This is a genomic window from Pseudonocardia sp. CA-142604 (genome assembly GCF_050948475.1).
GTDB classification, from domain to species: domain Bacteria; phylum Actinomycetota; class Actinomycetes; order Mycobacteriales; family Pseudonocardiaceae; genus Pseudonocardia; species Pseudonocardia alaniniphila.
On record NZ_CP192045.1, the window covers coordinates 6,618,803 to 6,637,857 of the forward strand.

Consider the following 19,055-nt stretch of genomic DNA (forward strand, 5'->3'; position numbering starts at 1 on the left):
CCTCTCCGCGTCGTCTGCATGGTGGGGCGTCCCGTTCCGCGCCAGCGGGAGGCCCGAGCTGAGATGACGAGGAGCGTGCACAGCGTGGCCGAGGAGAACGTGAGCGCCACCCTGATCGTGGCGGAGCCCGCCGCGAGGGTGTTCGCGATGCTGGCGGACCCGACGATCCATTCCGCGATCGACGGCACCGGCTCGGTTCAAGAGGCTGTCGACCGGGCCCCGCTGACCGAGGTGGGGCAGATCTTCCGGATGGACATGTATCACGCCAACCATCCGGACGGTGGCTACCAGGTGGCCAACAAGGTCGCGGTGCTCGACCCGCCGCTCGCCATCGGCTGGCTGACGGGGCAGGAGAAGGACGACGGTCACCTGGAGTTCGGCGGCTGGGTCTGGCGTTACGACCTTGCCCCACTCGGTCCGTCCGAGACCGAGGTCACGCTCACCTACGACTGGTCAGCCGTGCCGCGGTCCATCCGGGAGTATCTCCAGTTCCCGCCGTTCGGCCCCGAGCATCTCATCAACTCGCTGCATCACCTGGCCGAGCTCGTCGCACCGACATCCCGGGCCGGGACGCCCGGCGGCTGACTACGGTCCGGTGGGGTGGTGGTTGACCGGCCCCCACAGCAGTTGACCTGCGTCCACCGTGATCACCGAACCGGTGAGTGCCGAGCCGTCGCTGTCGGAGGCCAACATCGCGTAGATCCCGCTGACGTCGGCAGGCTCGGGCGCGACCCCGGTCGGTATCCGGCGGGCGACCTGGTCGGGCTGCAGGAGCGCGGGCCCGCCGCCCAGAGCTGATGACGCGACCAGGTTGGTGTGCACATAGCCCAGTGCCACGGTGTTGACGCGTACACGACCCGCGAGATCCACGGCGAGTTGCCGGGCGAGACCCAACACCGCGTGCTTGGACGGCACGTAGAGGACGCCACCGAACCCGGGCGCCAAACTGGAGATCGATCCGGTGACGACGATCGAGCCGCGAGCGCGGATCAGCGCGTCGACCGCGGCGTGGACCATCAGAAGCACGCCCTTGACGTTGACCGCGAACACCTCCTCGTAGGCCCGGACGAGCTGCTCGGTCGTCAGATCGGTCAACGTGACGCCCTGGTCGTGCACACCAGCGTTCGGCACCAGCACGTCGAGCCGGCCGAAGCGGTCCACGGCGACCTCCACCGCCCGCCGGCAGTCACCGGGATCAGTCACATCGCCCCGGACAGCGACCGCACGATCGCCGAGCGGCTCGACGACCTGATCGAGCCGCTCTCCGTCGCGCTCCACCGCGACCACCCGGGCGCCTTCGTCGACGAACCTGCGGACCACACCGGCGCCGATCCCCGATCCGGCTCCGGTGACCAGGGCCACGCGGTCGCCCAGACGGGCCGGCGTGGCCGGCTCGGTGTGCGAACCGGACCGTGGGGAATCGGAGCCGGACGTCATCAGCCGCCCTGGGGCACCAGACGCCGGCGTTGTCCCGAGTTGAGAGTCTCTCCCGCTCGGTGAACGGCGAACGGATCGTCGACGTAGTAGGCCTCGTTGATCGGCCAGCCCATCGCGGCGATGATGTGCAGAGGCTCGTCGCCGATGCTCTCGAACCCGTGCACCGCCATGCTGGGCACGATCACCGTGTTGGCCGGTCCGAGCTCGACCGTCTCCCCGTCGACAGTGAACCGACCGCGCCCACCGATGACCGTGATGTTCTCCTCGAAATAATGCCAATGCATGGGAGCCTCGTTGCCGGGTTCGAGGATCTGCTCGGCAACCCTGATCTGCCTCGCCCCGTTGGCCGCCGTCGCCCAGGCCCGCGAACGAACGCCGGGACGCCATTCGTCCCATTCCAGTTTCTCGTGATCGGTCACAATCATCGTCGACCCCTTCTCCGGACGAACGTCCGGACCCTGCTTGCTCTCACGATCCGCGCGTGAACGATTCCGGGCGCGGCGCCCCCCAGGCGCTGAACGCGTTGAACTCCCCCGCCTTGTGGACGACAGGATCGCAGCGTTCACCGAGGATCCGCGGCATCTCAGCGGACAACTCGTAACGATTTCCTCCGGGAGTCCAGAAATATGAATAGAGATTGCCTCCGACGCCGTGCCGACCCGGACCGGTCTCCACGGCATGACCCGAGCTCGCCAGGATGTCCGCGGCGCGCTTCTGATGCTCCATGTTGTCCACCGTCCACGCCAGATGATGTAACGATGCGCCCGGCTGACAGCGGATCAATGCGATGTCGTGGTGCACATTCCCGACGCGTGTCCACGCCGCTTGCCACTCCTCGTCGGCGTTCACGAGGAGGTCTGAGATGGCGAAGCCCAAGCCGTCCGACAGTACGCGCGCGATGGCGCGCGCATCGGCCCCGTCGCTGAAGGCGATGGTGATGTGGTCGATGTCGGCCGGGCCGATGCCTCGACGCCGAGAGTCGGCGACGGACCCGGGATGGCGGTAGAGCGGTCGGTCCGGGCGAGGGGCCAGCACCACCTCGTGTCCAGCCGGCAGCCCGAACGCCAGGCTCGCGGGCTGGTCCGGCGCAGCGTCACTGCGCCGGTGGGTGGCCACGTCGATCGCCGTGAGCCGCGACTCGATCTGCGCCAGTTCGTCCTCGGAGTCGACGCCGAGAGCGAAGGACCGCACGCCCGTGCCGCCTTCGGTCAGGATGAGCTGCGCATGCGGATCCTCGATGTCGCAGCTGAGATAGACCTTGCCGTTGTCGCGAGCGACCTCGGTCAACCCCACGACCTCGACGTCGAACCCGAGGGCCTCATCGAGATCCGTCACGGCCAGCTCAGCCCAGATCAGTTTCTGCAGGCTCATGCTCGCTCTCTTCTCGCGACGACTACGGAAAGTCGGCGCTGAACGCGAGATCCGGCTCGGGACCGAACGGGGTCTCCAGCGCGTCCAGATAGGGGCCGATCGACAGGCGGCTGAGGCTCTCGACACTCGTCGGCGACAAGGTCCGGGTGAGTCCCGTGCGGATCGAGGAGATCCGCAGGTGGTCACCGTGGGGCCCGGGCACGACCTCGAGCCGTACCTGCGCGAACTCATTGCCGATCAGCACCACCGATGACGAGAGTTCTACGTCCTCGTGATCCGTCGATCCCACGATACCTCCACGAATACTAGACTAGTATACCAAGAGGCTTTCAGTCCTCCACCCGGATCGCGTGGGCCGGGCAGCTCGATGCGGACCGGCGCACATCGTCGGCGAGCTCGGCGGGGATGTCCGCCAGGCGCACGTACGCCTGCCCCGTGCCGTCGTCTATGTCGAAGACATCGGCTTCCAGCACGCAGTTGGCGTAGCCCTGACACCTGTCCAGGTTGATGTGTGCTCTCATCGCTTACTCCTCCTCACGTCGAATGGTGCCGTGTCCGTTTTTCGCGAACCGCTCATTGCCCGGGCTCTCTGCCGTGTCCGTCGGCGGCTCGCCCAGTAGCTCGCCGGGCAGCCAGGTCAGGACTTCGAGCATGAGCGCATCGACGTACCGGGTCTCGCCCGTCGACGCCGAGGTGATCTCGAGCCGTTGACCGTTGGCCGAGATGTCGATGCCGAGATGCACGATCACGGTGCCGGCCTCGTCTCGCAGTTCCATCAGCTCTCTCCGTGGCACGAGAACGTCACAGGAAAACGGTCAAGTTCTCAGCGGCAAGGCGAACCCTGTCGAGCACCACCGTGCGCTCGGCGATCTTCAACTGTCCGTCGACATCGACGAATCGGTCGATGCGTTCCCCGTAGAACACGTTCTCCTGACTCTCGTGGCAGGTGCGGAAGACGAGAATGTTGCTGATGGCCACGACCGCGGAGTCGGCGCTGCTGATGTCGAGCAGCTGCACGAAGTAGCGGAGTCGAGGCGGCGGGACCTCGGTCCAGGCCCGAGAGCTCGCAAGCTTCTTCGCCCGCAGCTCCATGGTCGTCCGGTCCTCGTCGTAGTAAGCGAGCTCCCCGTCGAGTGCGACCATGTCCGCACGCGCATCGGTACTTCTCACCACCGGGGCTCGATACCGGAACTCCGGCGCGAAGAACGACAGCCACTCGAGGTAGTCCGCCCGCTGCAGCAGCCGGACCTCACGGCGGTAGATGCGCTCGACCGCCGGCCAGAGCTCGTGGGCGTCGGGTGATGTCGTCATGTCACCGCTCCATCAGCTGACGCCAGCGGCGATAGAAGGACCGCTGGTTCGCCTCGGTGATGAAGGCCTCGCCCATCACGCCCGGCAGGGCGACCCCGGTCCGGTCCTTCACCGGCACCTCATGGCCCAGCCCCATCGTGTAGTCGAACGCATGACGCTGAGCGATCACCCCGCGCGTGGCCTCGCTGATCGACGTCCAGATCTCACCGTCGTCCTGCTCGAACATCCCGCTGGGGCCGAAGGACAGGACGTACTGGCGCATGGCCGCGTTCTTCAGCTCAGCAGGAAGCGAACTGTCCACCAGGCACCAGGAGTTGACGTCTACCCGGCGCGGGCCGGCTGGTTGCCACACGCGGAGCGTCATGAACCGCATGCTGTCCATGAAGGAGACGTTGGGGAAGATCGTCCCGACACCGACCGGAACGAACTCCGCCAGTCCGGGGTCCTTCTGCACGATCCGCGCCTGCATCTTGCGGACGTACTCGGTGTACTCCGTGACCGCGGCCGTGCCCTGCTGAGCGCCCCCCTTCTCCCGCGTGAAGCCGTGGCCCTCATCGACGTGGATGGTGTGCCCGTACTCGGTCACCCGATTGCGCAGTCCCACCTCGACACTCGAGGCATGGGCCGTCGACAAGTGGTATTCATCGCCCGAGAAGTTCTCCGCCGGGATCTTCCAGTTCGTCTCGATGGTCCACTTGTGGACCCCTCCGATCACTTCGAAGCCGGCTTCGGATCGACCCAGCAGGAGATCCAGGTAGGGCATGAAATCGCCCAGATACTCTGCGAGCGTCGGCGCCTGCGGATCCCAGGTGGCGAAGATCAGTCCGTGCACCGTGTCGAGCTTGGCGACCTCGACGAGTTTGATCGAGGCACGATCGATCTCGCCCAGATAGGCCGTCTTGAAGCGGGGCAGACCGATCAGATTGCCGTCGAGATCATAGGTCCAGCCGTGGTAGGGGCACCGCAAGGCCTGGGAGTTGCCGTGATCGGCGCGGCAGATCTTCGCGCCGCGATGACGGCAGCTGTTGAGGAAGGCACGGATCTGTCCTGCGGAGTTTCGCGCCACGACGACGTCGTCCTCGCCCATCCGAGCCGAGACGTAGTCCCCGGGATTGCGCAGCTGGCTTTCATGGCCGAGGAAGAGCCAACACCTCGCGAAGATCTTCTCCAGCTCCGCCCGGTACACAGCTTCGTCATGGAAAGCGCTGATCCCGACCTCGGCGCCACCATCGCGGACGAGAGATCCGGGTGAGACCAGTTGCCGCACCTCCGGCGTGCTTGTCATGCCCTGCCTCCTTCGTGACCGTCGAACTCGTGCCAATGTCGTTGGAGCGCCACATTGACCGCTGCCGGTTTGTCCTGGTTCAGCAGGTGGCCCCCGCCCGGCACGAGCACGAGGTCGGCCCCGGATATGCCCTCCGCCAACACGCGACTCTCGACCGGTCCGGTGATGGGATCGCGATCGCCGCACAGCACGATCGTCGGCGCGCGGACCGCCCCGAGTCGGGCGCGGTGATCGGTGTCGGCCATGGTGTGCATCGCCGCCGCGAAGCCGGCGATCCGGACCGATGCGACGGCGGTGTCGACGATCCGTAGCCGCAACTCCGGCGGCGCCTCCGGCGAGACCTGACGGTCGACCCGAGCCTGCGCCCACATCCGGACCCCATCGCGCCGAAGCGAGGCGATCCGCTCGACGAACTGCTCATGTGATGCCTCGTCGTTCCCACGGCCGTACGTGGAGGCAACCAGCGCGAGCGTGCGAACGCGCTCGGGATGACGCAGGGCCAGCCGCGTCGCGACGACACCTCCCCACGAGACCCCGACCACATGCGCGTCGTATCGCCCATGCGCGTCGAGCAAGTCCGCCGCCGCGTCCGCGTAGTCGTCGAGCCGGACCGGGATCGGAGGATCGCTCGATCTTCCGTAACCGAAGGCATCCCATGCGATCAGCTGGAACGTGGCGCTGAGAGCGTCGAACTGGGCCCAGAACGATGCGCTCGCCGTTCCCACGCCGTGGAGCAGCAGGACTGCAGGCCCGTGGCCACCGGTGCGGGCGGCGATCCGAGTGGCGCCTCGAATGCCGTGCACCGTGAGCCCAGGTATGCCAGTCGAACCAACCACCATCACGACCTCCTTTGAGTGGAGGGAATCGGCCTTGTCTAGTATACCACCAGAGTGTTTCACATATCGTACAACGGTTCGACCACCAGGTACGAACTGCGTGGAATGTGTCGCATCACCGGAATTTCAGGCCCCGGGACGGCGACATGAGCGCCCTCTTGAGAAAACATCGAATAACCCCAGTTGACCGCACGGCGCACCGGCGAAACCGGCGTTTCCTGCTCGGCGAGGAGACATTTCCTGCTCCGTCCGGAGATCGAGAAGGCCGACGGCAACCGATGCCCGACACGCGAACCGGCAGCGCCTCCGGTCGGACGACAACATCACCTGCGCCGCGAGCAGGCGATGCCCGCGAACAAGGTGCGGTTAGTTAGTATGCTGATCTAGTGTCTCATCTAGCTCCACATCGGTACGTGGGTATATCGCATGCATGACGACAGCCAGGACGGCGAGAGCTCTCTCGGGCGCCAGGCCTACCAGGCGCTACGGCGAGCGCTGCGCGACCGCGCGATCATCCCGAGGCGCTTCTACTCGGAAACGGAGTTCGCGGAGCTTCTCGGCGTGTCCCGGACGCCCGTCCGGGAGGCACTCAAGGCCTTGGAACGCGATGGAGTCGTGATCGCGGCCCGCAGGCGCGGGTACCGGATCCGCGAGTTCACCGACGCGGAGATCGACGAGATCGTCGCCCTGCGCGAACAGCTCGAAGTCCTGGTGGTGCGCACGCTCGCGACCAATCACACTCCAGATGATCTCGCCCCACTCGCCGACACCCTTCGGCGCCAGGACGAGGACACCGCAGGTAAGCACATATTCGCGCTCGATGAAGAGTTCCATCTGTCGGCCGCGGAGCTTGCCGGGCTCCATCGCACCCGGACGATGTTGGAGGGCCTGCGCAGCGTCACGGCCGCGGCCACGGCCGGCGTCGTGATTCCGTACGAGGCGACGGCACAGCGGGTCGCCGAACACCACCAGATCTTCGCCGCGATCGCCGAGGGTGATCCCGATAAGGCCGCAGAGCTGATGCGTGCTCACATCCGCGCCTCGGATCAACGGTTCCGCCAGGCAATCCGGGAAGCCGCCTCCGCCGGCCCGGTGATCAAACCGCTCAACCGGGACAGGCCCTCCTCGGCCCTGGGGTGACCGGACCGCGCTCGCACCACCTCGTCGCGTTTCCGTGACGACAGCCACGACCCGGTCGCCTAGGACATCTGAAAAGTATACTAGCTAGGTGGACTTAGGGATTGCAGATCGTGTCGCTGTAGTCACCGCCGCCTCGAGAGGGCTCGGCAGAGCCACGGCCGTTGCGCTGGCCGCAGAGGCAGTGCGCCTTGTCGTGAACGCGCGTTCGGCCGAGCAACTGGAGCGGCTGCGCGACGACGTCGACGTCGAGGTGGAGATCGTGGCAGGGGACGTGAACGACGACCGTCTTCCGGGCCTGCTCGTGGACCGTGCACTCGACCGATTCGGCCGCCTCGACATCGTCGTGGCGAACAACGCCGGACCCAAGCGAGGCGGCGCGTTCGACCTCACCGACCAGCAGATTCTCGACGCGATAACGGCCAACACACTCTCCGCCGTCCGGCTGGTGCGGGCCGCTCGACCGATCCTCGTCCGGCAGCAGTGGGGACGTGTGTGCCTGATCGCCTCAGGCTCGGCTCGCCAGCCGATGGAGAACCTCGCGTTGTCCAACACCGCCCGTCCGGCGCTGTGGGGATGGGCCAAGACCGCGGCGAACGAACTCATCGCATCGGGAGTGACGCTCAATCTCGTCTGCCCGGGCGCGCATGCGACCGACCGCGCGGTGGAGCTCGGCGCCCAGGATCGGGCATATATCGGCGATCCGGCCGATTTCGGAAGAATCGTGGCTTTTCTGTGCTCCCACCACACTTCCTTCATGACCGGCACGGCCAGCGTGATCGACGGTGGACGTATTCAAGGCCTGTGAAGGCGTCCGATGCACGTCACTGACGGCGACGAAAGGGAGGAACGAGCTCGGATGGCAGCGGCGGCACCGAGAGACGACATGATGCTCTTCTGCGTGCACCTGGCCGGGCGGGGCTACGTCCACCAACAGGACCGTTTCGTCGAGCTGACGGCCGGTGCGGGGATGCTCTCGGAGGCTTGTTGCGCGCGGGAGCAGGTCTCGCCGACGGAGACCCGCACTCTGACCTTGCGTTTCTCCCGTGAGCTTCTCCCGCTCCGAACCGCCGAGATCAGCGAAGTCCGTGCACGCGGCACGGACCCCGCAGACCCGGCCATGCAGATGCTCGCGGGATACCTCGGTCGGCTGTTCGAGGTAGCCGACGACCTCACCGCGCCGCAGCGACTCGACGCAGGGCGAGCCGCGATCGATCTGCTCGCGATGGTGCTACGGGACGTCACACCCTCGGAGCCGAGCAGGGACGACCCCGATGACGTGCTGCTCGAGATGATGCGGATGCACGCCCGCGAACATCTGGCCGATCCGCGCCTGCGGGTCGAGGAGCTGGCGCGGCGCCACCATGTGTCGGTCCGCTACGCCTACAGCCTGTTCGCACGGATCGGCACCACACCCGGCGCGTACCTCCGCGAACAGCGGCTACTCGCGGCACGGACGATGTTGGCCGACCCGGGATACGCCCGGCTCGGGATGCCGGACATCGCGGCTGCGACCGGGTTCCGTAATCTCAGGACGTTCGAACGGGCCTTCCGGCGGCAGTACGGAATGTCACCTGGCAGCTGGCGTTGTGAGCACTGCCACCCCGGATCAGCCGCCGCAACCCTGAAGCAGGAAATGCCTTCACGCTGAGCAGAAAATGCCGTCCGGGCTACGGGCCCGATGCAGTCAACTGGGTTGACTCGACGGTTGCTCGGAAGGACGTTCATGCCCGCCATCAGGGATCCTCGAACTCGAAACGATTCGGTACATCCCGCCCATCCCGGACCGAACGACGGGCTCGCGGTGTGCATTCCGTCGCGACGGTTCACCGCCGGCGATCGTGAGACGGACTGTTGCTACCTGCTCCACCGGATGTGCCCGGTTCACCCGCGGTCCACGGATGACCTGCGGAAGCGGAAGCAGATTCGATGACCTTTCAGCTGGGGGCCTACAGCTTCGGCAACACACCGTTGTCGGACGGCGAAGGCCTCGGCCCGACCTCGCAGGCAATTCGCGATCTGTTGGAGACCATCAGGTTGGCCGAACAGGTCGGGCTGGACTTCTTCGGCGTGGGCGAGCATCACCGCCATGTCATGCCGATCTCCTCGCCCGCGTCCGTGATCAACGCAGCGGCCGCCGTGACCACGCGCATCGGACTGGGCAGCACAGTGATCGTGCTGTCCACCGACGACCCGGTGCGGGTCTACCAACAACACGCCACGGCGGCGGCACTGGCCCCGGGGCGTGTCGAGATCACCGCCGGCCGGGGATCGGGGATCGATTCGTATCCGTTGTACGGCTACCCGCTCAAGGACCGTGACTCGCTGTTTGCGGCCAAGCTCGACCTGCTCCTGTCGGTCAACGAGGCCGAGCGGGTCACCTGGGACGGCCTGCACCGCGCACAACCGCTGCGCGACGCCCTGGTGGTGCCCCGCGCAGATCCTCCGATGAAGATCTGGCTCGGTTCCGGCGGCAGCCCGGAATCCTCCGTACGCGCCGGTAACCTCGGCCTGCCGATCGCCTACGGGATCCTCAACGGCACCGCCGAGCGCTGGGCCGGCGTCGCCGCTGCGTACCGGGAGGCGGGCCGCCAGGCCGGGCACGACGCGGCGCGCCTCGAGGTCTCCGTCGCAGCGCACGGCTTCGTGTCCGATGACGGCCGCGCTGCCAAGGAAAACTTCTACCGGCATGAGAGCTCGGTTCTGAGGACCGTCGGCCGGACCGTTCCCGACCGGGCCTACTTCGACGCCAACTACGCCCCCGGTGGCATGACCATGGTCGGTGAGCCGAGTGAGATCGCCGACCGGTTGATCGCCTTCCAGCAAAAGCTCGGCCACAGCCGACAGATCCTGCAAATGGATCTCGGCGGGATGCCCCACCGGGAAGTGCTTCGCTCCATCGAACTGCTGGGCACCTCGGTCGCCCCGAAAGTACGGGCAGAGCTGGGATGAGCGCCGGCTCGCCGGCGTTCGCACCGGTCGGGGACGCTCGGTGCCTGCCGGATCCGGATCCAGGAATGACCAGGTTCGTCATCCGATACGTCGACCGCCATGCGACAGGCCCGCCGCAACCAGCAACCTCCAGCCGAAAGGATATTTTGTCTACGATGGGCCGGAACCATGCACATTGAGGATTCCGATCAATTCATTCGAGTCGTGTACGAGCAGGCAGCCGTACCTCTGTTCATATTTGCTTTTCGATTCACCCGTGATCGCGCCGTGTCCGAGGATGTCGTACAGGAGGTACTTGTGCGCGCCTGGCGGAGAGCCGGTCATCTCGAGCCCGGATCCGATGCGCTGCGGGCGTGGTTGTACGCCACAGCCCGCAATCACTTGATCGATATCTGGCGGGCACGCTCCAGGGAGCCCGCGACCGTGTCTCACGAGCAGATGCCGAATGCGGCATATGTCGCGGACGACGTCGACCGATTCTTGCAGCGCCGAGCCCTCACCGACGCGCTCGACAAGCTCACACCGAAGCATCGCGACGTGTTGGTCGAAAGATATTTCAAATGCCGCTCGGTTGACGAAACAGCTCGAGAACTCGGCGTCTCGCCCGGCACCGTTAAATCACGGACGCACCACGCCTTTCGCACGCTCCAGACACTGATCAGCGAGGTAGAAATTGCGACGGGGTGACATCGATCCTCGCGAGGGCCGGCAGCGCCGACCCCAGGACAGCAACACCGGACCTCTCCCCTGCTTCGCGCCGATATATGCCCCGACGCTCGGCCGGGCACCGATGCACGCGCTCGTCCGGCTTCCCGACCCGGCCACCGAGGCGACCGGGCCGATCACGGGTTTCGGCCCGATCAGCGACTCCGAGCACGTCCTCACCCATCAATACGCCGGCAGCCCGATCGGCGAACGCATCGTGGTCAGCGGCCGGGTTCTGGACGCCGGCGGCCGCCCGATCACCCGCAACCTGGTGGAGATCTGGCAGGCCAACTCGGCCGGGCGCTACGCCTCCCCCGCCGACCACTACGACGCCCCACTCGATCCCAACTTCACCGGTACCGGACGCTGCCTCACCGACACCGACGGCTGGTACCGCTTCACCACGATCATGCCCGGCAGCCACCGCTCGGATCTCCGATGCGACGCCTGGCGCCCACCCCATATCCACTTCTCGATCATGGGGACCACCTTCAACCAGCGCCTGATCACTCAGATGTACTTCCCCGGCGACCCCCTCCTGCGCGAAGACTCCGTCGTGCAAGCCGCCCCCGAACCACAGCGATCCCACCTCATCAGCCGACTCGACCACGCCATCGGCGAGAACGGCTGGGCCCGCGGCTATCGCTTCGACATCGTCCTGCCCGACACCCCGCACCCGCCCGCCGAACACGGCCCGCATACAGGGGCAGCGCCCGACGCCTGGCAGACACCACCACAGACCATCGGCCCGTTCTTCGCCCCCGCGCTCCTGCGGCCGCACTGGTACAACTCCACTCCCGAGAACGACCCCACCGCCATCGAACTCACCGGCACGATCTACGACGGCGCCCGCAAACCCGTCCCCCACGCCATGATCGAGACCTGGCAACCCGACCCCGCTGCCACCAGCAACGGCCACTTCACCCGCACCGGCACCGGGTTCAGCGGCCACTACCGGCTGCGCACCGCACGACCCCGCCGCACCCCCACGAGCGCCGACGCGGCGCCGCACATCGCACTGTCGCTGTTCACTTCCGGACTCAACGACCGCGTCATCACCCGCGTCTACCTCGCCGACGACCCGTCCGGCAACGCCACCGATCCCGTCCTCGCGGCTCTTCCCGACGACCGCCGGCACACACTGCTCGCCCACCCCGAACCCAGCGGCCCGACCACCCGCTACCGGTTCGACATCACCCTGCAGGGCAACGACGAGACCGTCTTCTTCCTCGTCTGACCCGACGACGACGCTCGCGGGCCGGGCGCGGGCGCTCTGCAGGAGGCCGACGCCGTTCCCAACGAGAAGGACACGACATGGAACGCGAGGATCTGCGCAGAATCGAGAAACTGCTCATCGGAAAGGAGCACCCGGACGACGTACTCGACGCCTTGCTTCCCTACGTCCGGCAGAACTCACGAACGGTCGCAGCGCTGCGGGCTCTGCCGCTCGGAGAGGTGTCCAACGCGTTGGTGCTGGCAGCGGGCGGCCGGAAATGACGGCGGGGCGAGGCGATGTCGTGGCGGACTTGTCTCTGGTCGAGGTTCGGCGCGCGTTGGCCGCCGGCGAGCTGAGTGCGGTGGAGGTCACGGAGGCGGCCCTGGAACGCGGTGAACGCTTCGCCGGGTACAACCTGTTCATCACCGCGTTGCCAGAGCAAGCGCGCGAGGCTGCGGCCGCAGCTGATCGCGCCTGGGAAACAGACGGTCCGTGTGGACCGCTTCACGGCGTCCCGATCACCGTGAAGGACAACATCGATGTGGCCGGGTTGCCGACAACCGCTGGTTCCCCGGTGTTCGCCGACCGCGTCGCCACCACCGACGCTCCCGTCGTCACGCAGCTGAGACAGGCGGGCGCGATCGTGCTGGGCAAGACGAACCTGCACGAGCTGGCGCTGGGTGGCACGACGATGAACCCGTTCCACGGCACCGTGCCCAACGCGTGGCAACCTGAGCACATCGCGGGCGGCTCCAGCGGCGGGTCGGCCGCCGGCGTTGCGCTCGGCGTCGGATATGCCTCTGTCGGCACCGACGCGGCCGGCTCCATTCGAATTCCGGCGAGCTGCTGCGGGCTGGTCGGGTTCAAGCCGACACACGGGCTCGTTCCGCTCCGAGGCCTGATCCCAACCGGCTGCGAGCACACCGATCACGTCGGACCCCTCGCCCGCTCGGTCGCGGATGCCCGGGCGATGCTGCAGGTCATGGCCGCCCCGGATCCGGACGACCCGCACTCCTGCGGCCGTCCCGCATCGTCGGCGCCACCGCGCGACGATCTCGCCGGTCTACGCGTGGGCGTGCCGGAGGCCTGGTTCTGGGACGACCTGGACCCACAGGTCGAAGCGGCGGCGCTGGCTGTGCTCGACCTGATGATCAGCAACGGCGCCACGCCATCGCCCGTGCCGATGGACATCCTTCACCTCGCGCCGCTGCTGCTGCTCCCGCTGTTCGTCGAGGCCTACGTCTTCCATCAGCCGACGCTGGACGCGTGCCCCGAGCTGTATTCGCCGGATCTGCGACACCAACTGATGGCCGGGCAATACGTGCTCGCCCAGGACTACATCCGTGCGCTGCGGGCCCGCAGGCTGGTGATCGAGGCCTTACGCCGGGCCATCGACGCCGTCGACGTACTCGCCATGCCCACACTGCCGATAGTGCCGCCGCGGATCGCGGACGTTCAGACGCCCGACGTGTTGGAGTTGATCCGCAACACGTCGGTGATCAACCAGTCCGGTCATCCGGCCGTCAGCCTGCCCATGGGGCTCGCGGCCGAGGGGGTGCCGATGGGATTCCAACTCGTCGGGCAGGTCCACGACGACCACGGGCTGCTCGCCGTGGCCGAGGCCGTGGAACGCCTGATCGGCTTCGACATGTCACTGCTCGCAACGCGCACCGGCACGGCCACCCGGAACTGACCGCATCAGTCAGGAGTGCCGCCGGCCAGCCGCCAGGCGGTGGACATCAAGGCCCGGCAAGGTGCTGGCACATCCCGCTGGGCGACCGTAGCGAGCGAGATCGTGAGCACCGGGGCACCGCTTCGTATCGGCATCGCGCACACACCCGACGTCGAATCGAGCACCCACGAGGGCACGATCGCCACGGCCAGTCCGTAGCGGACGAAGTCGAGCACGGTCGCGACATCGGCGACCTCGAAAGCGACCCTGCGTTCGAGACCGGCCGCGCGGAAGGCGCGGTCGTTGGACATGCGCAGGCCCCACGTCGGCGGGGTCTCGGCGAATGGCTCGTCGGCGGTAGCAGCGAGGTCGACGCAGGTGCGGCCCGCGAGGCGATGGTCCGGCGAGGTGACCACCGGCATCGTGTCCCGTATCAGGCGAAGGAGCGACAGGCCGGGGGCGACGTCGGGGTCCACGGCGAGGAACGCCAGGTCCAGCTGCCCCTTGTGCAGGGCTGCGACGTGGCTGGTGCTGTCCCCGCGGTGCAACTCGATCTCGACGTGCGGGTGCTCCGCGCGGAACTCCGCGATGAGCCTCGGCACGCTGAAGCCCCGGTGCCACTGCAGGATCCCCAGCCGCACCGTGCCCCGCAGCCCGCCGTGTGCCTGGGCGATCACGTCGCGAGCAGCGGCGGCCGCGGCCAATGTGCGCCGCGCCTCGGGCAGCAACAGCCGGCCGGCCGAGGTGAGCTGGACGCGGTGCGTGGTCCGGTCGAACAGACGCACGTCCAGCTCGCGCTCGAGCGTGCGCACCGTCGCCGAGATCGCGGATTGCACCATGTGCATACGCCTCGCAGCGGCGGTGAAGCTTCCCTCCTCGGCGACGGCGGTGAACGCCGCGAGATGCCGGAGCTCCATCATCCCTTGTTAGCACGATCCTCGATGGCTGGTAGCTGGGATCCGCATTTCTCATCGATCACGGAACGACTGATAATAGAGCCGAGGCTCGCCTCGAACCCGTTCCTGGTGAATTCGACCGATTCATCCCGAGAATTCCCGCAACAACGACTCCTGCAAAGGATGACCATGCCCACCACTTCCACGTTCATCGAACGGCACGGCCTCTACTCGCCCGACCAGGTGGAGGCGGCCGCTCGGTCGAGGAAGCTGGTCGAGCAGCACGGCATCGACGTCGTCCGGCTCGTCTGGCCCGACCAGTACGGCCTGCTGCGGGGGAAGGCGCTGACGCGTCCGGCGTACTTCGGGGCACTCGAGGCCGGCAGCCAGATCACGATGGCGCCGTTCATCCTGGACTCGGCCAACGCCATCGTGCTGGACCCGTTCACCCCGGACGGAGGTATCGAGATCGACGGTTTCGGCGGCAGTCCGAATGTCACAGCCGTGCCCGATCCGGGGACCTTCACCGTTCTGCCGTGGGCGCCGCACACCGCGGTCGTCTTCGCGGACCTGTATCAGACCAACGGCGCGGCATTCCCCCTCGCACCGCGGACGATCCTCAAACAGACTCTGGGCCGCCTGGCGGAACGCAACCTCGCGATCGTCGCCGGGATCGAGATCGAGTGGTACCTGACCCGTGTTGTCGACGACCTGCTCGGCACGGGCTCGATGGGTGGCCCCGGCACTCCCGCGGACCCACCCGTGGTGGCACCGGTGGCGCGGGGCTACAACTACCTCCTCCTCGACCATCTCGACGAGATCGACGATGCGCTCGCCCCGATCCGGGACGCGGTCACGGCCATGGGACTCCCCCTGCGCACCTTCGATGACGAGTGGGCGCCAGGCCAGGTGGAGACCACCTTCGACGTCCTCGAGGGTCTCGCCGTGGCCGATACGGCGAGTCTGTTCAAGATGGCGACCAAGCAGGTCGCCAAGCGCAACGGCTACCTGGCCTCGTTCATGTGCACGCCGGCCATCGCCGGCTTCTACGCCAGCGGCTGGCATCTCCACACGTCCATCGCCGACGCGACTACCGGTCAGAACCTGATGGTTCCCGAGCCGGGGCAGGCGCTGTCGACGCTCGGGCAGCACTACGTCGGGGGCACGCTGGCACACGGTCGTGCGGCGTCGGTGTTCACCACGCCGACCGTCAACGGGTACCGCCGCCGGCGCCCCTACTCACTGGCGCCGGACCGGCTGACCTGGGCGAAGGACAACCGCGCCGCCATGGTGCGCGTGATCAGCGAGCCCGGTGACCAGGCGTCGCACGTGGAGAACCGGGTCGGCGAGGCAGCGGCCAACCCGTATCTGTACCTCGCCGCCCAGGCCGCGGCCGGGCTCGACGGAATCGTCGGCGAGATCTCGCCGGGGCAGATCAGCGAGGATCCCTACGCGGAGGACGTTGCCCGCCTGCCGACCACGCTGAGCGAGGCGGTCGACGTGCTGGCCGCCGACGACTTCTACCGCAAGGAGTTCGGCAGCGTCTTCATCGACTACCTGGTCACCATGAAACGCAGCGAGGTCAGCCGCTACGAGGCGTGGCTGGTCGAGAACCCGGACCCGAAGACCTACGTCAACGACGTCACCGACTGGGAGCACCGCGAGTACTTCGAGCTGTTCTGATCCGCGGCTCGCGTCAGGCGTTCGCCGGCAGATCGGTGCCGGCGCCCCGCCGCCGCAGCACGACGAGGTCGTGGCGGGCGTCGGGCAGGCTCTGTTCCTCCAGCCCTTCGACGGTGAACCCGGCGTCGGCGATCATCTGCCGGTCGTCCGAGCCGGGCTGGCCCTCGCTCGTGAGGTAGTCGCCGAGGAAGATCGAGTTGGCCAGGTGCAGAGCCAGCGACTGCATGCCCCGCAGGTGGATCTCACGGCCGCCTGCGAGCCGGACCTCGACGTCGGGGAACACGAAACGGAAGAGCGCGAGGATGCGCAGGCAGCGCTCCGGCGTGAGTTCCCAGCGCCCGGCCAGTGGGGTGCCGGCGAACGGGATCAGGAAGTTGACCGGAACCGAGTCGGGGTCGAGGTCCCGGAGTGCGTAGGCGAGGTCGAGCACGTCGTCATCCGACTCCCCCATCCCGAAGATCGCCCCGGAGCACGGAGAGAGGCCTGCGGCGGTGGCCCGCCGCACCGTGTCGACCCGGTCGGCGAACGTGTGCGTGGAGCAGATCTCGCCGTAGCGCTCCTCGCTGGTGTTGAGGTTGTGGCTGTAGGCGTGGGCACCCGCCGCCCGCAGCCGGTCGGCCTGCCCGTCCGAGAGCAGCCCGAGGCACACGCACACCTCGACGTCGGGCTGGTCGGCCTTGATGGCGCCGATCGTCCGCTCGATGCGGGCGACGTCGCGCTCACCCGGCCCGCGGCCGCTCGTGACCAGGCACACCCGCTTGGCGCCCGCGCGCACCGCGCGGTCGGCGATGCCCGCCGCGTCGTGCGGGTCGATCCAGGAGTACTTGAGGATCTCCGCTTCCGAGCCCAGCCGCTGCGAGCAGTAGCTGCAGTCCTCGGGGCACAGCCCGCTCTTCATGTTGATGATCGTGTTGAGCTTCACCCTGCGACCGAAGAACGCGCGACGCACGCGCGAGCCCGCGCCGACGACGTCGAGCAGTTCGTCGTCGCCTGCGAGCACCCGAAGCGCCGCCTCGCGGGGGATCGGCTCGCGGGCGAGCGCCGTGCGAGCGAGGCCATCGAGGAAGCCGTCCATGTCCGAACACCTTGGTCAACTCCACGGGCGGCAGCAAGGGGCCCGCCCCGCACGACTTCTGGTAGCACCGTCGGCACTGCGCTCGTGCACGGTCGTCCGTACAGCGATTCAGCGGACGGAACGACTGATCCGCTCCCACGCCGTCAGCTCGGCCAGGCGCTGCGTCTCGGCGGCGAGAATGTACTCGAACGCCGACTCGCCCAGCGGAAGGTGCAGCGGCGGCTCGTCGACGTCGGTGACATCGAGAACGAAACGGGCAGCGCGCGCCGGGTCGGTTCCCGCGGAGGCACCTCCGGCGTAGGCGGACGCGAGCGGCGCGACCAGCGGCGCGTACGGCTCGCTCGCTTCCGGAATCGCCATCGACGAGGCGATCGACGTGGCCATCCGGCCGGGCTCGACGATGGTCACGCGGATGCCGAACCCGGAGACCTCCTTGGCCACTGCTTCGAGGAAGCCCTCGGCCGCGAACTTGGCGGTCACGTAGGCACCCAGTCCCGGGGCGGGAGCCAGTCGACCGCTGACGGAAGAGATCTGAATCAGGTGGCCGCGGCCGGACTCCCGCAGGATGGGCAGCGCCGCCTTGACCACGTGCACGACACCCCACAGATTCGTCTCGAACGCAGAGCGCAGGGCGGCGAGCGAAGCGTCCTCGATGCTGACGATGTCCGAGTAGCCGGCATTGGTGATCACGACGTCCGGCACCCCGAAATGTTCCACGGCAGCCGCCATCGCGTGCACGGCCGCCGCAGCATCCGTCACATCGAGAGGGAGCGCCACCGCGGTTGCGGGGTGGTCCCGCGCGAGATCGGCCACCGCCTTCGGGTCACGGGCAGTCAGCACCACACGGTGTCCCGCTGCGAGCGCAACCTCGCCGATCGCACGGCCCAGACCACGCGAGGCTCCGGTCAAGAAGATCGTCTTCACGTCTCCACCCCCACGTCCTTGAACACCTGTTCAGTGGCGGACTGTACCTGAACACGTGTTCAATTCCGTCGTGGGAAGCAGAGATCTTCGCGCCGATCTGATCGCCGCCGCACGCGCGATGCTCGCCGAGCCGCAGGCCGTGACGGTGCCCTCGCTGCGGTCGATCGCCCGCGAGTGCGAGGTCGCGCCGTCCGCCGTGTACTGGCACTTCCCCTCGGAACCCGATCTCCGCTCGGCCGTGCTGGACGCGGAGTACACCGACCTGATCGACAGCATCGAACGGGCCATCGCGGACGCACCCGACGACACTCTCGTCATCGCGAGCCAGGCCTACGTTCGCTGGGGCCTCGCGCACCCCGGCGCCTACCAACTGCTGTTCGAAAGCGGGGACGATCTGCCGCCGACTCGAGCCCCGCACGGTCCTCGCCTACAGAAGCGAATCGTCGAACTGGTGGCTGAGACGGATCCGGACACGCCGTTGTCCACAGCGCTCCTGCTGTGGTCGGCGTACCACGGCCTCGTATCGCTCCGGCTGCACAAGTCCGACTGGGCCTG

The 19,055-nt window shown here is 67.5% G+C and carries 22 protein-coding genes and 1 pseudogene; 11 read left to right on the top strand and 12 right to left on the bottom strand.

Translation table 11 applies throughout. The annotated features are described in order from the left end of the window. Positions 1 to 84 precede the first annotated feature (84 nt). Complete coding sequence (locus ACQPZQ_RS29970; RefSeq protein WP_433286273.1) at positions 85 to 585, top strand: polyketide cyclase; 501 nt, start codon at positions 85 to 87, stop codon at positions 583 to 585. Here the strand turns inward: ACQPZQ_RS29970 and ACQPZQ_RS29975 are convergent, their stop codons facing one another. From ACQPZQ_RS29975 to ACQPZQ_RS30015, 9 genes are all read right to left on the bottom strand, one after another. After that, entirely contained in the window at positions 586 to 1,437 is an 852-nt protein-coding gene (locus ACQPZQ_RS29975; RefSeq protein ID WP_433286275.1) for an SDR family NAD(P)-dependent oxidoreductase, read from the bottom strand. After that, positions 1,437 to 1,862 (bottom strand): cupin domain-containing protein, encoded by a 426-nt coding sequence (locus tag ACQPZQ_RS29980; protein WP_433286277.1) that lies wholly within the window; start codon positions 1,860 to 1,862, stop codon positions 1,437 to 1,439. The genes ACQPZQ_RS29975 and ACQPZQ_RS29980 overlap by 1 nt, the downstream gene beginning before the upstream one ends. 43 nt (positions 1,863 to 1,905) lie before the next feature. Next, complete coding sequence (locus ACQPZQ_RS29985; protein ID WP_433286279.1) at positions 1,906 to 2,724, bottom strand: VOC family protein; 819 nt, start codon at positions 2,722 to 2,724, stop codon at positions 1,906 to 1,908. A gap of 106 nt (positions 2,725 to 2,830) precedes the next feature. Continuing rightward, on the bottom strand, positions 2,831 to 3,097 hold the full coding sequence (locus ACQPZQ_RS29990; RefSeq protein WP_433286281.1) for a hypothetical protein: 267 nt from the start codon (positions 3,095 to 3,097) through the stop codon (positions 2,831 to 2,833). A gap of 40 nt (positions 3,098 to 3,137) precedes the next feature. Beyond that, entirely contained in the window at positions 3,138 to 3,329 is a 192-nt protein-coding gene (locus ACQPZQ_RS29995; RefSeq protein WP_433286283.1) for a ferredoxin, read from the bottom strand. Positions 3,330 to 3,332: 3 nt separating this feature from the next. After that, positions 3,333 to 3,584: a hypothetical protein gene (locus ACQPZQ_RS30000; RefSeq protein ID WP_433286285.1), complete on the bottom strand. Its 252-nt coding sequence runs from the start codon at positions 3,582 to 3,584 to the stop codon at positions 3,333 to 3,335. Between the two features lie 25 nt (positions 3,585 to 3,609). Then, positions 3,610 to 4,119 (bottom strand): aromatic-ring-hydroxylating dioxygenase subunit beta, encoded by a 510-nt coding sequence (locus ACQPZQ_RS30005; protein WP_433286286.1) that lies wholly within the window; start codon positions 4,117 to 4,119, stop codon positions 3,610 to 3,612. 1 nt (position 4,120) lies between these two features. Next, entirely contained in the window at positions 4,121 to 5,404 is a 1,284-nt protein-coding gene (locus ACQPZQ_RS30010) for an SRPBCC family protein (protein ID WP_433286288.1), read from the bottom strand. Beyond that, positions 5,401 to 6,303, bottom strand: coding sequence for an alpha/beta fold hydrolase (locus ACQPZQ_RS30015; RefSeq protein WP_433286290.1), 903 nt, complete (start codon positions 6,301 to 6,303; stop codon positions 5,401 to 5,403). Before ACQPZQ_RS30015 ends, ACQPZQ_RS30010 begins: the two co-directional genes overlap by 4 nt. Before the next feature lie 363 nt (positions 6,304 to 6,666). On the opposite strand from ACQPZQ_RS30015, the gene ACQPZQ_RS30020 reads away from it, so the two are divergent. From ACQPZQ_RS30020 to ACQPZQ_RS30055, 8 genes are all read left to right on the top strand, one after another. Then, positions 6,667 to 7,380, top strand: coding sequence for a GntR family transcriptional regulator (locus tag ACQPZQ_RS30020; RefSeq protein WP_433286292.1), 714 nt, complete (start codon positions 6,667 to 6,669; stop codon positions 7,378 to 7,380). A gap of 88 nt (positions 7,381 to 7,468) precedes the next feature. Next, the gene (locus ACQPZQ_RS30025) at positions 7,469 to 8,185 is read left to right on the top strand and encodes an SDR family oxidoreductase (RefSeq protein WP_433286294.1); all 717 of its coding nucleotides are present in this window, start codon (positions 7,469 to 7,471) and stop codon (positions 8,183 to 8,185) included. A 51-nt stretch (positions 8,186 to 8,236) separates the two neighbouring features. Then, entirely contained in the window at positions 8,237 to 9,028 is a 792-nt protein-coding gene (locus ACQPZQ_RS30030; protein WP_433286296.1) for a helix-turn-helix transcriptional regulator, read from the top strand. 278 nt (positions 9,029 to 9,306) lie between these two features. Further along, positions 9,307 to 10,329, top strand: a complete 1,023-nt coding sequence (locus ACQPZQ_RS30035; protein WP_433286298.1) for an LLM class flavin-dependent oxidoreductase — start codon at positions 9,307 to 9,309, stop codon at positions 10,327 to 10,329. 168 nt (positions 10,330 to 10,497) lie between these two features. Further along, on the top strand, positions 10,498 to 11,016 hold the full coding sequence (locus tag ACQPZQ_RS30040; protein ID WP_433286299.1) for a sigma-70 family RNA polymerase sigma factor: 519 nt from the start codon (positions 10,498 to 10,500) through the stop codon (positions 11,014 to 11,016). Positions 11,017 to 11,119: 103 nt separating this feature from the next. Continuing rightward, positions 11,120 to 12,271 (top strand): protocatechuate 3,4-dioxygenase subunit alpha, encoded by a 1,152-nt coding sequence (gene pcaG, locus ACQPZQ_RS30045; RefSeq protein WP_433286301.1) that lies wholly within the window; start codon positions 11,120 to 11,122, stop codon positions 12,269 to 12,271. 77 nt (positions 12,272 to 12,348) lie between these two features. Continuing rightward, complete coding sequence (locus tag ACQPZQ_RS30050) at positions 12,349 to 12,531, top strand: hypothetical protein (RefSeq protein WP_433286302.1); 183 nt, start codon at positions 12,349 to 12,351, stop codon at positions 12,529 to 12,531. Positions 12,532 to 12,551: 20 nt separating this feature from the next. Then, complete coding sequence (locus tag ACQPZQ_RS30055; RefSeq protein ID WP_433286304.1) at positions 12,552 to 13,943, top strand: amidase; 1,392 nt, start codon at positions 12,552 to 12,554, stop codon at positions 13,941 to 13,943. A 5-nt stretch (positions 13,944 to 13,948) separates the two neighbouring features. Here ACQPZQ_RS30055 and ACQPZQ_RS30060 read toward each other — a convergent pair whose 3' ends face one another. After that, positions 13,949 to 14,842, bottom strand: a complete 894-nt coding sequence (locus ACQPZQ_RS30060; RefSeq protein WP_433286306.1) for a LysR family transcriptional regulator — start codon at positions 14,840 to 14,842, stop codon at positions 13,949 to 13,951. Positions 14,843 to 15,007: 165 nt separating this feature from the next. Between ACQPZQ_RS30060 and ACQPZQ_RS30065 the strand changes: the two genes are divergently transcribed. Next, positions 15,008 to 16,501, top strand: a complete 1,494-nt coding sequence (locus tag ACQPZQ_RS30065; RefSeq protein WP_433286307.1) for a glutamine synthetase family protein — start codon at positions 15,008 to 15,010, stop codon at positions 16,499 to 16,501. A gap of 13 nt (positions 16,502 to 16,514) precedes the next feature. On the opposite strand, the gene bioB is transcribed toward ACQPZQ_RS30065, so the two are convergent. Both bioB and ACQPZQ_RS30075 read right to left on the bottom strand, forming a co-directional pair. Then, entirely contained in the window at positions 16,515 to 17,576 is a 1,062-nt protein-coding gene (gene bioB, locus ACQPZQ_RS30070) for a biotin synthase BioB (RefSeq protein WP_433286309.1), read from the bottom strand. Between the two features lie 108 nt (positions 17,577 to 17,684). Beyond that, positions 17,685 to 18,500, bottom strand: a complete 816-nt coding sequence (locus tag ACQPZQ_RS30075; RefSeq protein ID WP_433286311.1) for an SDR family NAD(P)-dependent oxidoreductase — start codon at positions 18,498 to 18,500, stop codon at positions 17,685 to 17,687. A 118-nt stretch (positions 18,501 to 18,618) separates the two neighbouring features. Here ACQPZQ_RS30075 and ACQPZQ_RS30080 point away from each other — a divergent pair. Further along, positions 18,619 to 19,026, top strand: a pseudogene (locus ACQPZQ_RS30080) (TetR/AcrR family transcriptional regulator); the annotation flags it as partial. Positions 19,027 to 19,055: the final 29 nt, after the last annotated feature.

Coding starts and splice junctions, on each gene's coding strand:
- ACQPZQ_RS29975 (WP_433286275.1), bottom strand. CDS start 1,437: ATGACGTCCGGCTCCGATTCCCCACGGTCCGGTTCGCACACCGAGCCG.
- ACQPZQ_RS29980 (WP_433286277.1), bottom strand. CDS start 1,862: ATGATTGTGACCGATCACGAGAAACTGGAATGGGACGAATGGCGTCCC.
- ACQPZQ_RS29995 (WP_433286283.1), bottom strand. CDS start 3,329: ATGAGAGCACACATCAACCTGGACAGGTGTCAGGGCTACGCCAACTGC.
- ACQPZQ_RS30000 (WP_433286285.1), bottom strand. CDS start 3,584: ATGGAACTGCGAGACGAGGCCGGCACCGTGATCGTGCATCTCGGCATC.
- ACQPZQ_RS30005 (WP_433286286.1), bottom strand. CDS start 4,119: ATGACGACATCACCCGACGCCCACGAGCTCTGGCCGGCGGTCGAGCGC.
- ACQPZQ_RS30010 (WP_433286288.1), bottom strand. CDS start 5,404: ATGACAAGCACGCCGGAGGTGCGGCAACTGGTCTCACCCGGATCTCTC.
- ACQPZQ_RS30020 (WP_433286292.1), top strand. CDS start 6,667: ATGCATGACGACAGCCAGGACGGCGAGAGCTCTCTCGGGCGCCAGGCC.
- ACQPZQ_RS30030 (WP_433286296.1), top strand. CDS start 8,237: ATGGCAGCGGCGGCACCGAGAGACGACATGATGCTCTTCTGCGTGCAC.
- ACQPZQ_RS30035 (WP_433286298.1), top strand. CDS start 9,307: ATGACCTTTCAGCTGGGGGCCTACAGCTTCGGCAACACACCGTTGTCG.
- ACQPZQ_RS30040 (WP_433286299.1), top strand. CDS start 10,498: ATGCACATTGAGGATTCCGATCAATTCATTCGAGTCGTGTACGAGCAG.
- pcaG (WP_433286301.1), top strand. CDS start 11,120: ATGCACGCGCTCGTCCGGCTTCCCGACCCGGCCACCGAGGCGACCGGG.
- ACQPZQ_RS30050 (WP_433286302.1), top strand. CDS start 12,349: ATGGAACGCGAGGATCTGCGCAGAATCGAGAAACTGCTCATCGGAAAG.
- ACQPZQ_RS30060 (WP_433286306.1), bottom strand. CDS start 14,842: ATGATGGAGCTCCGGCATCTCGCGGCGTTCACCGCCGTCGCCGAGGAG.
- ACQPZQ_RS30065 (WP_433286307.1), top strand. CDS start 15,008: ATGCCCACCACTTCCACGTTCATCGAACGGCACGGCCTCTACTCGCCC.
- bioB (WP_433286309.1), bottom strand. CDS start 17,576: ATGGACGGCTTCCTCGATGGCCTCGCTCGCACGGCGCTCGCCCGCGAG.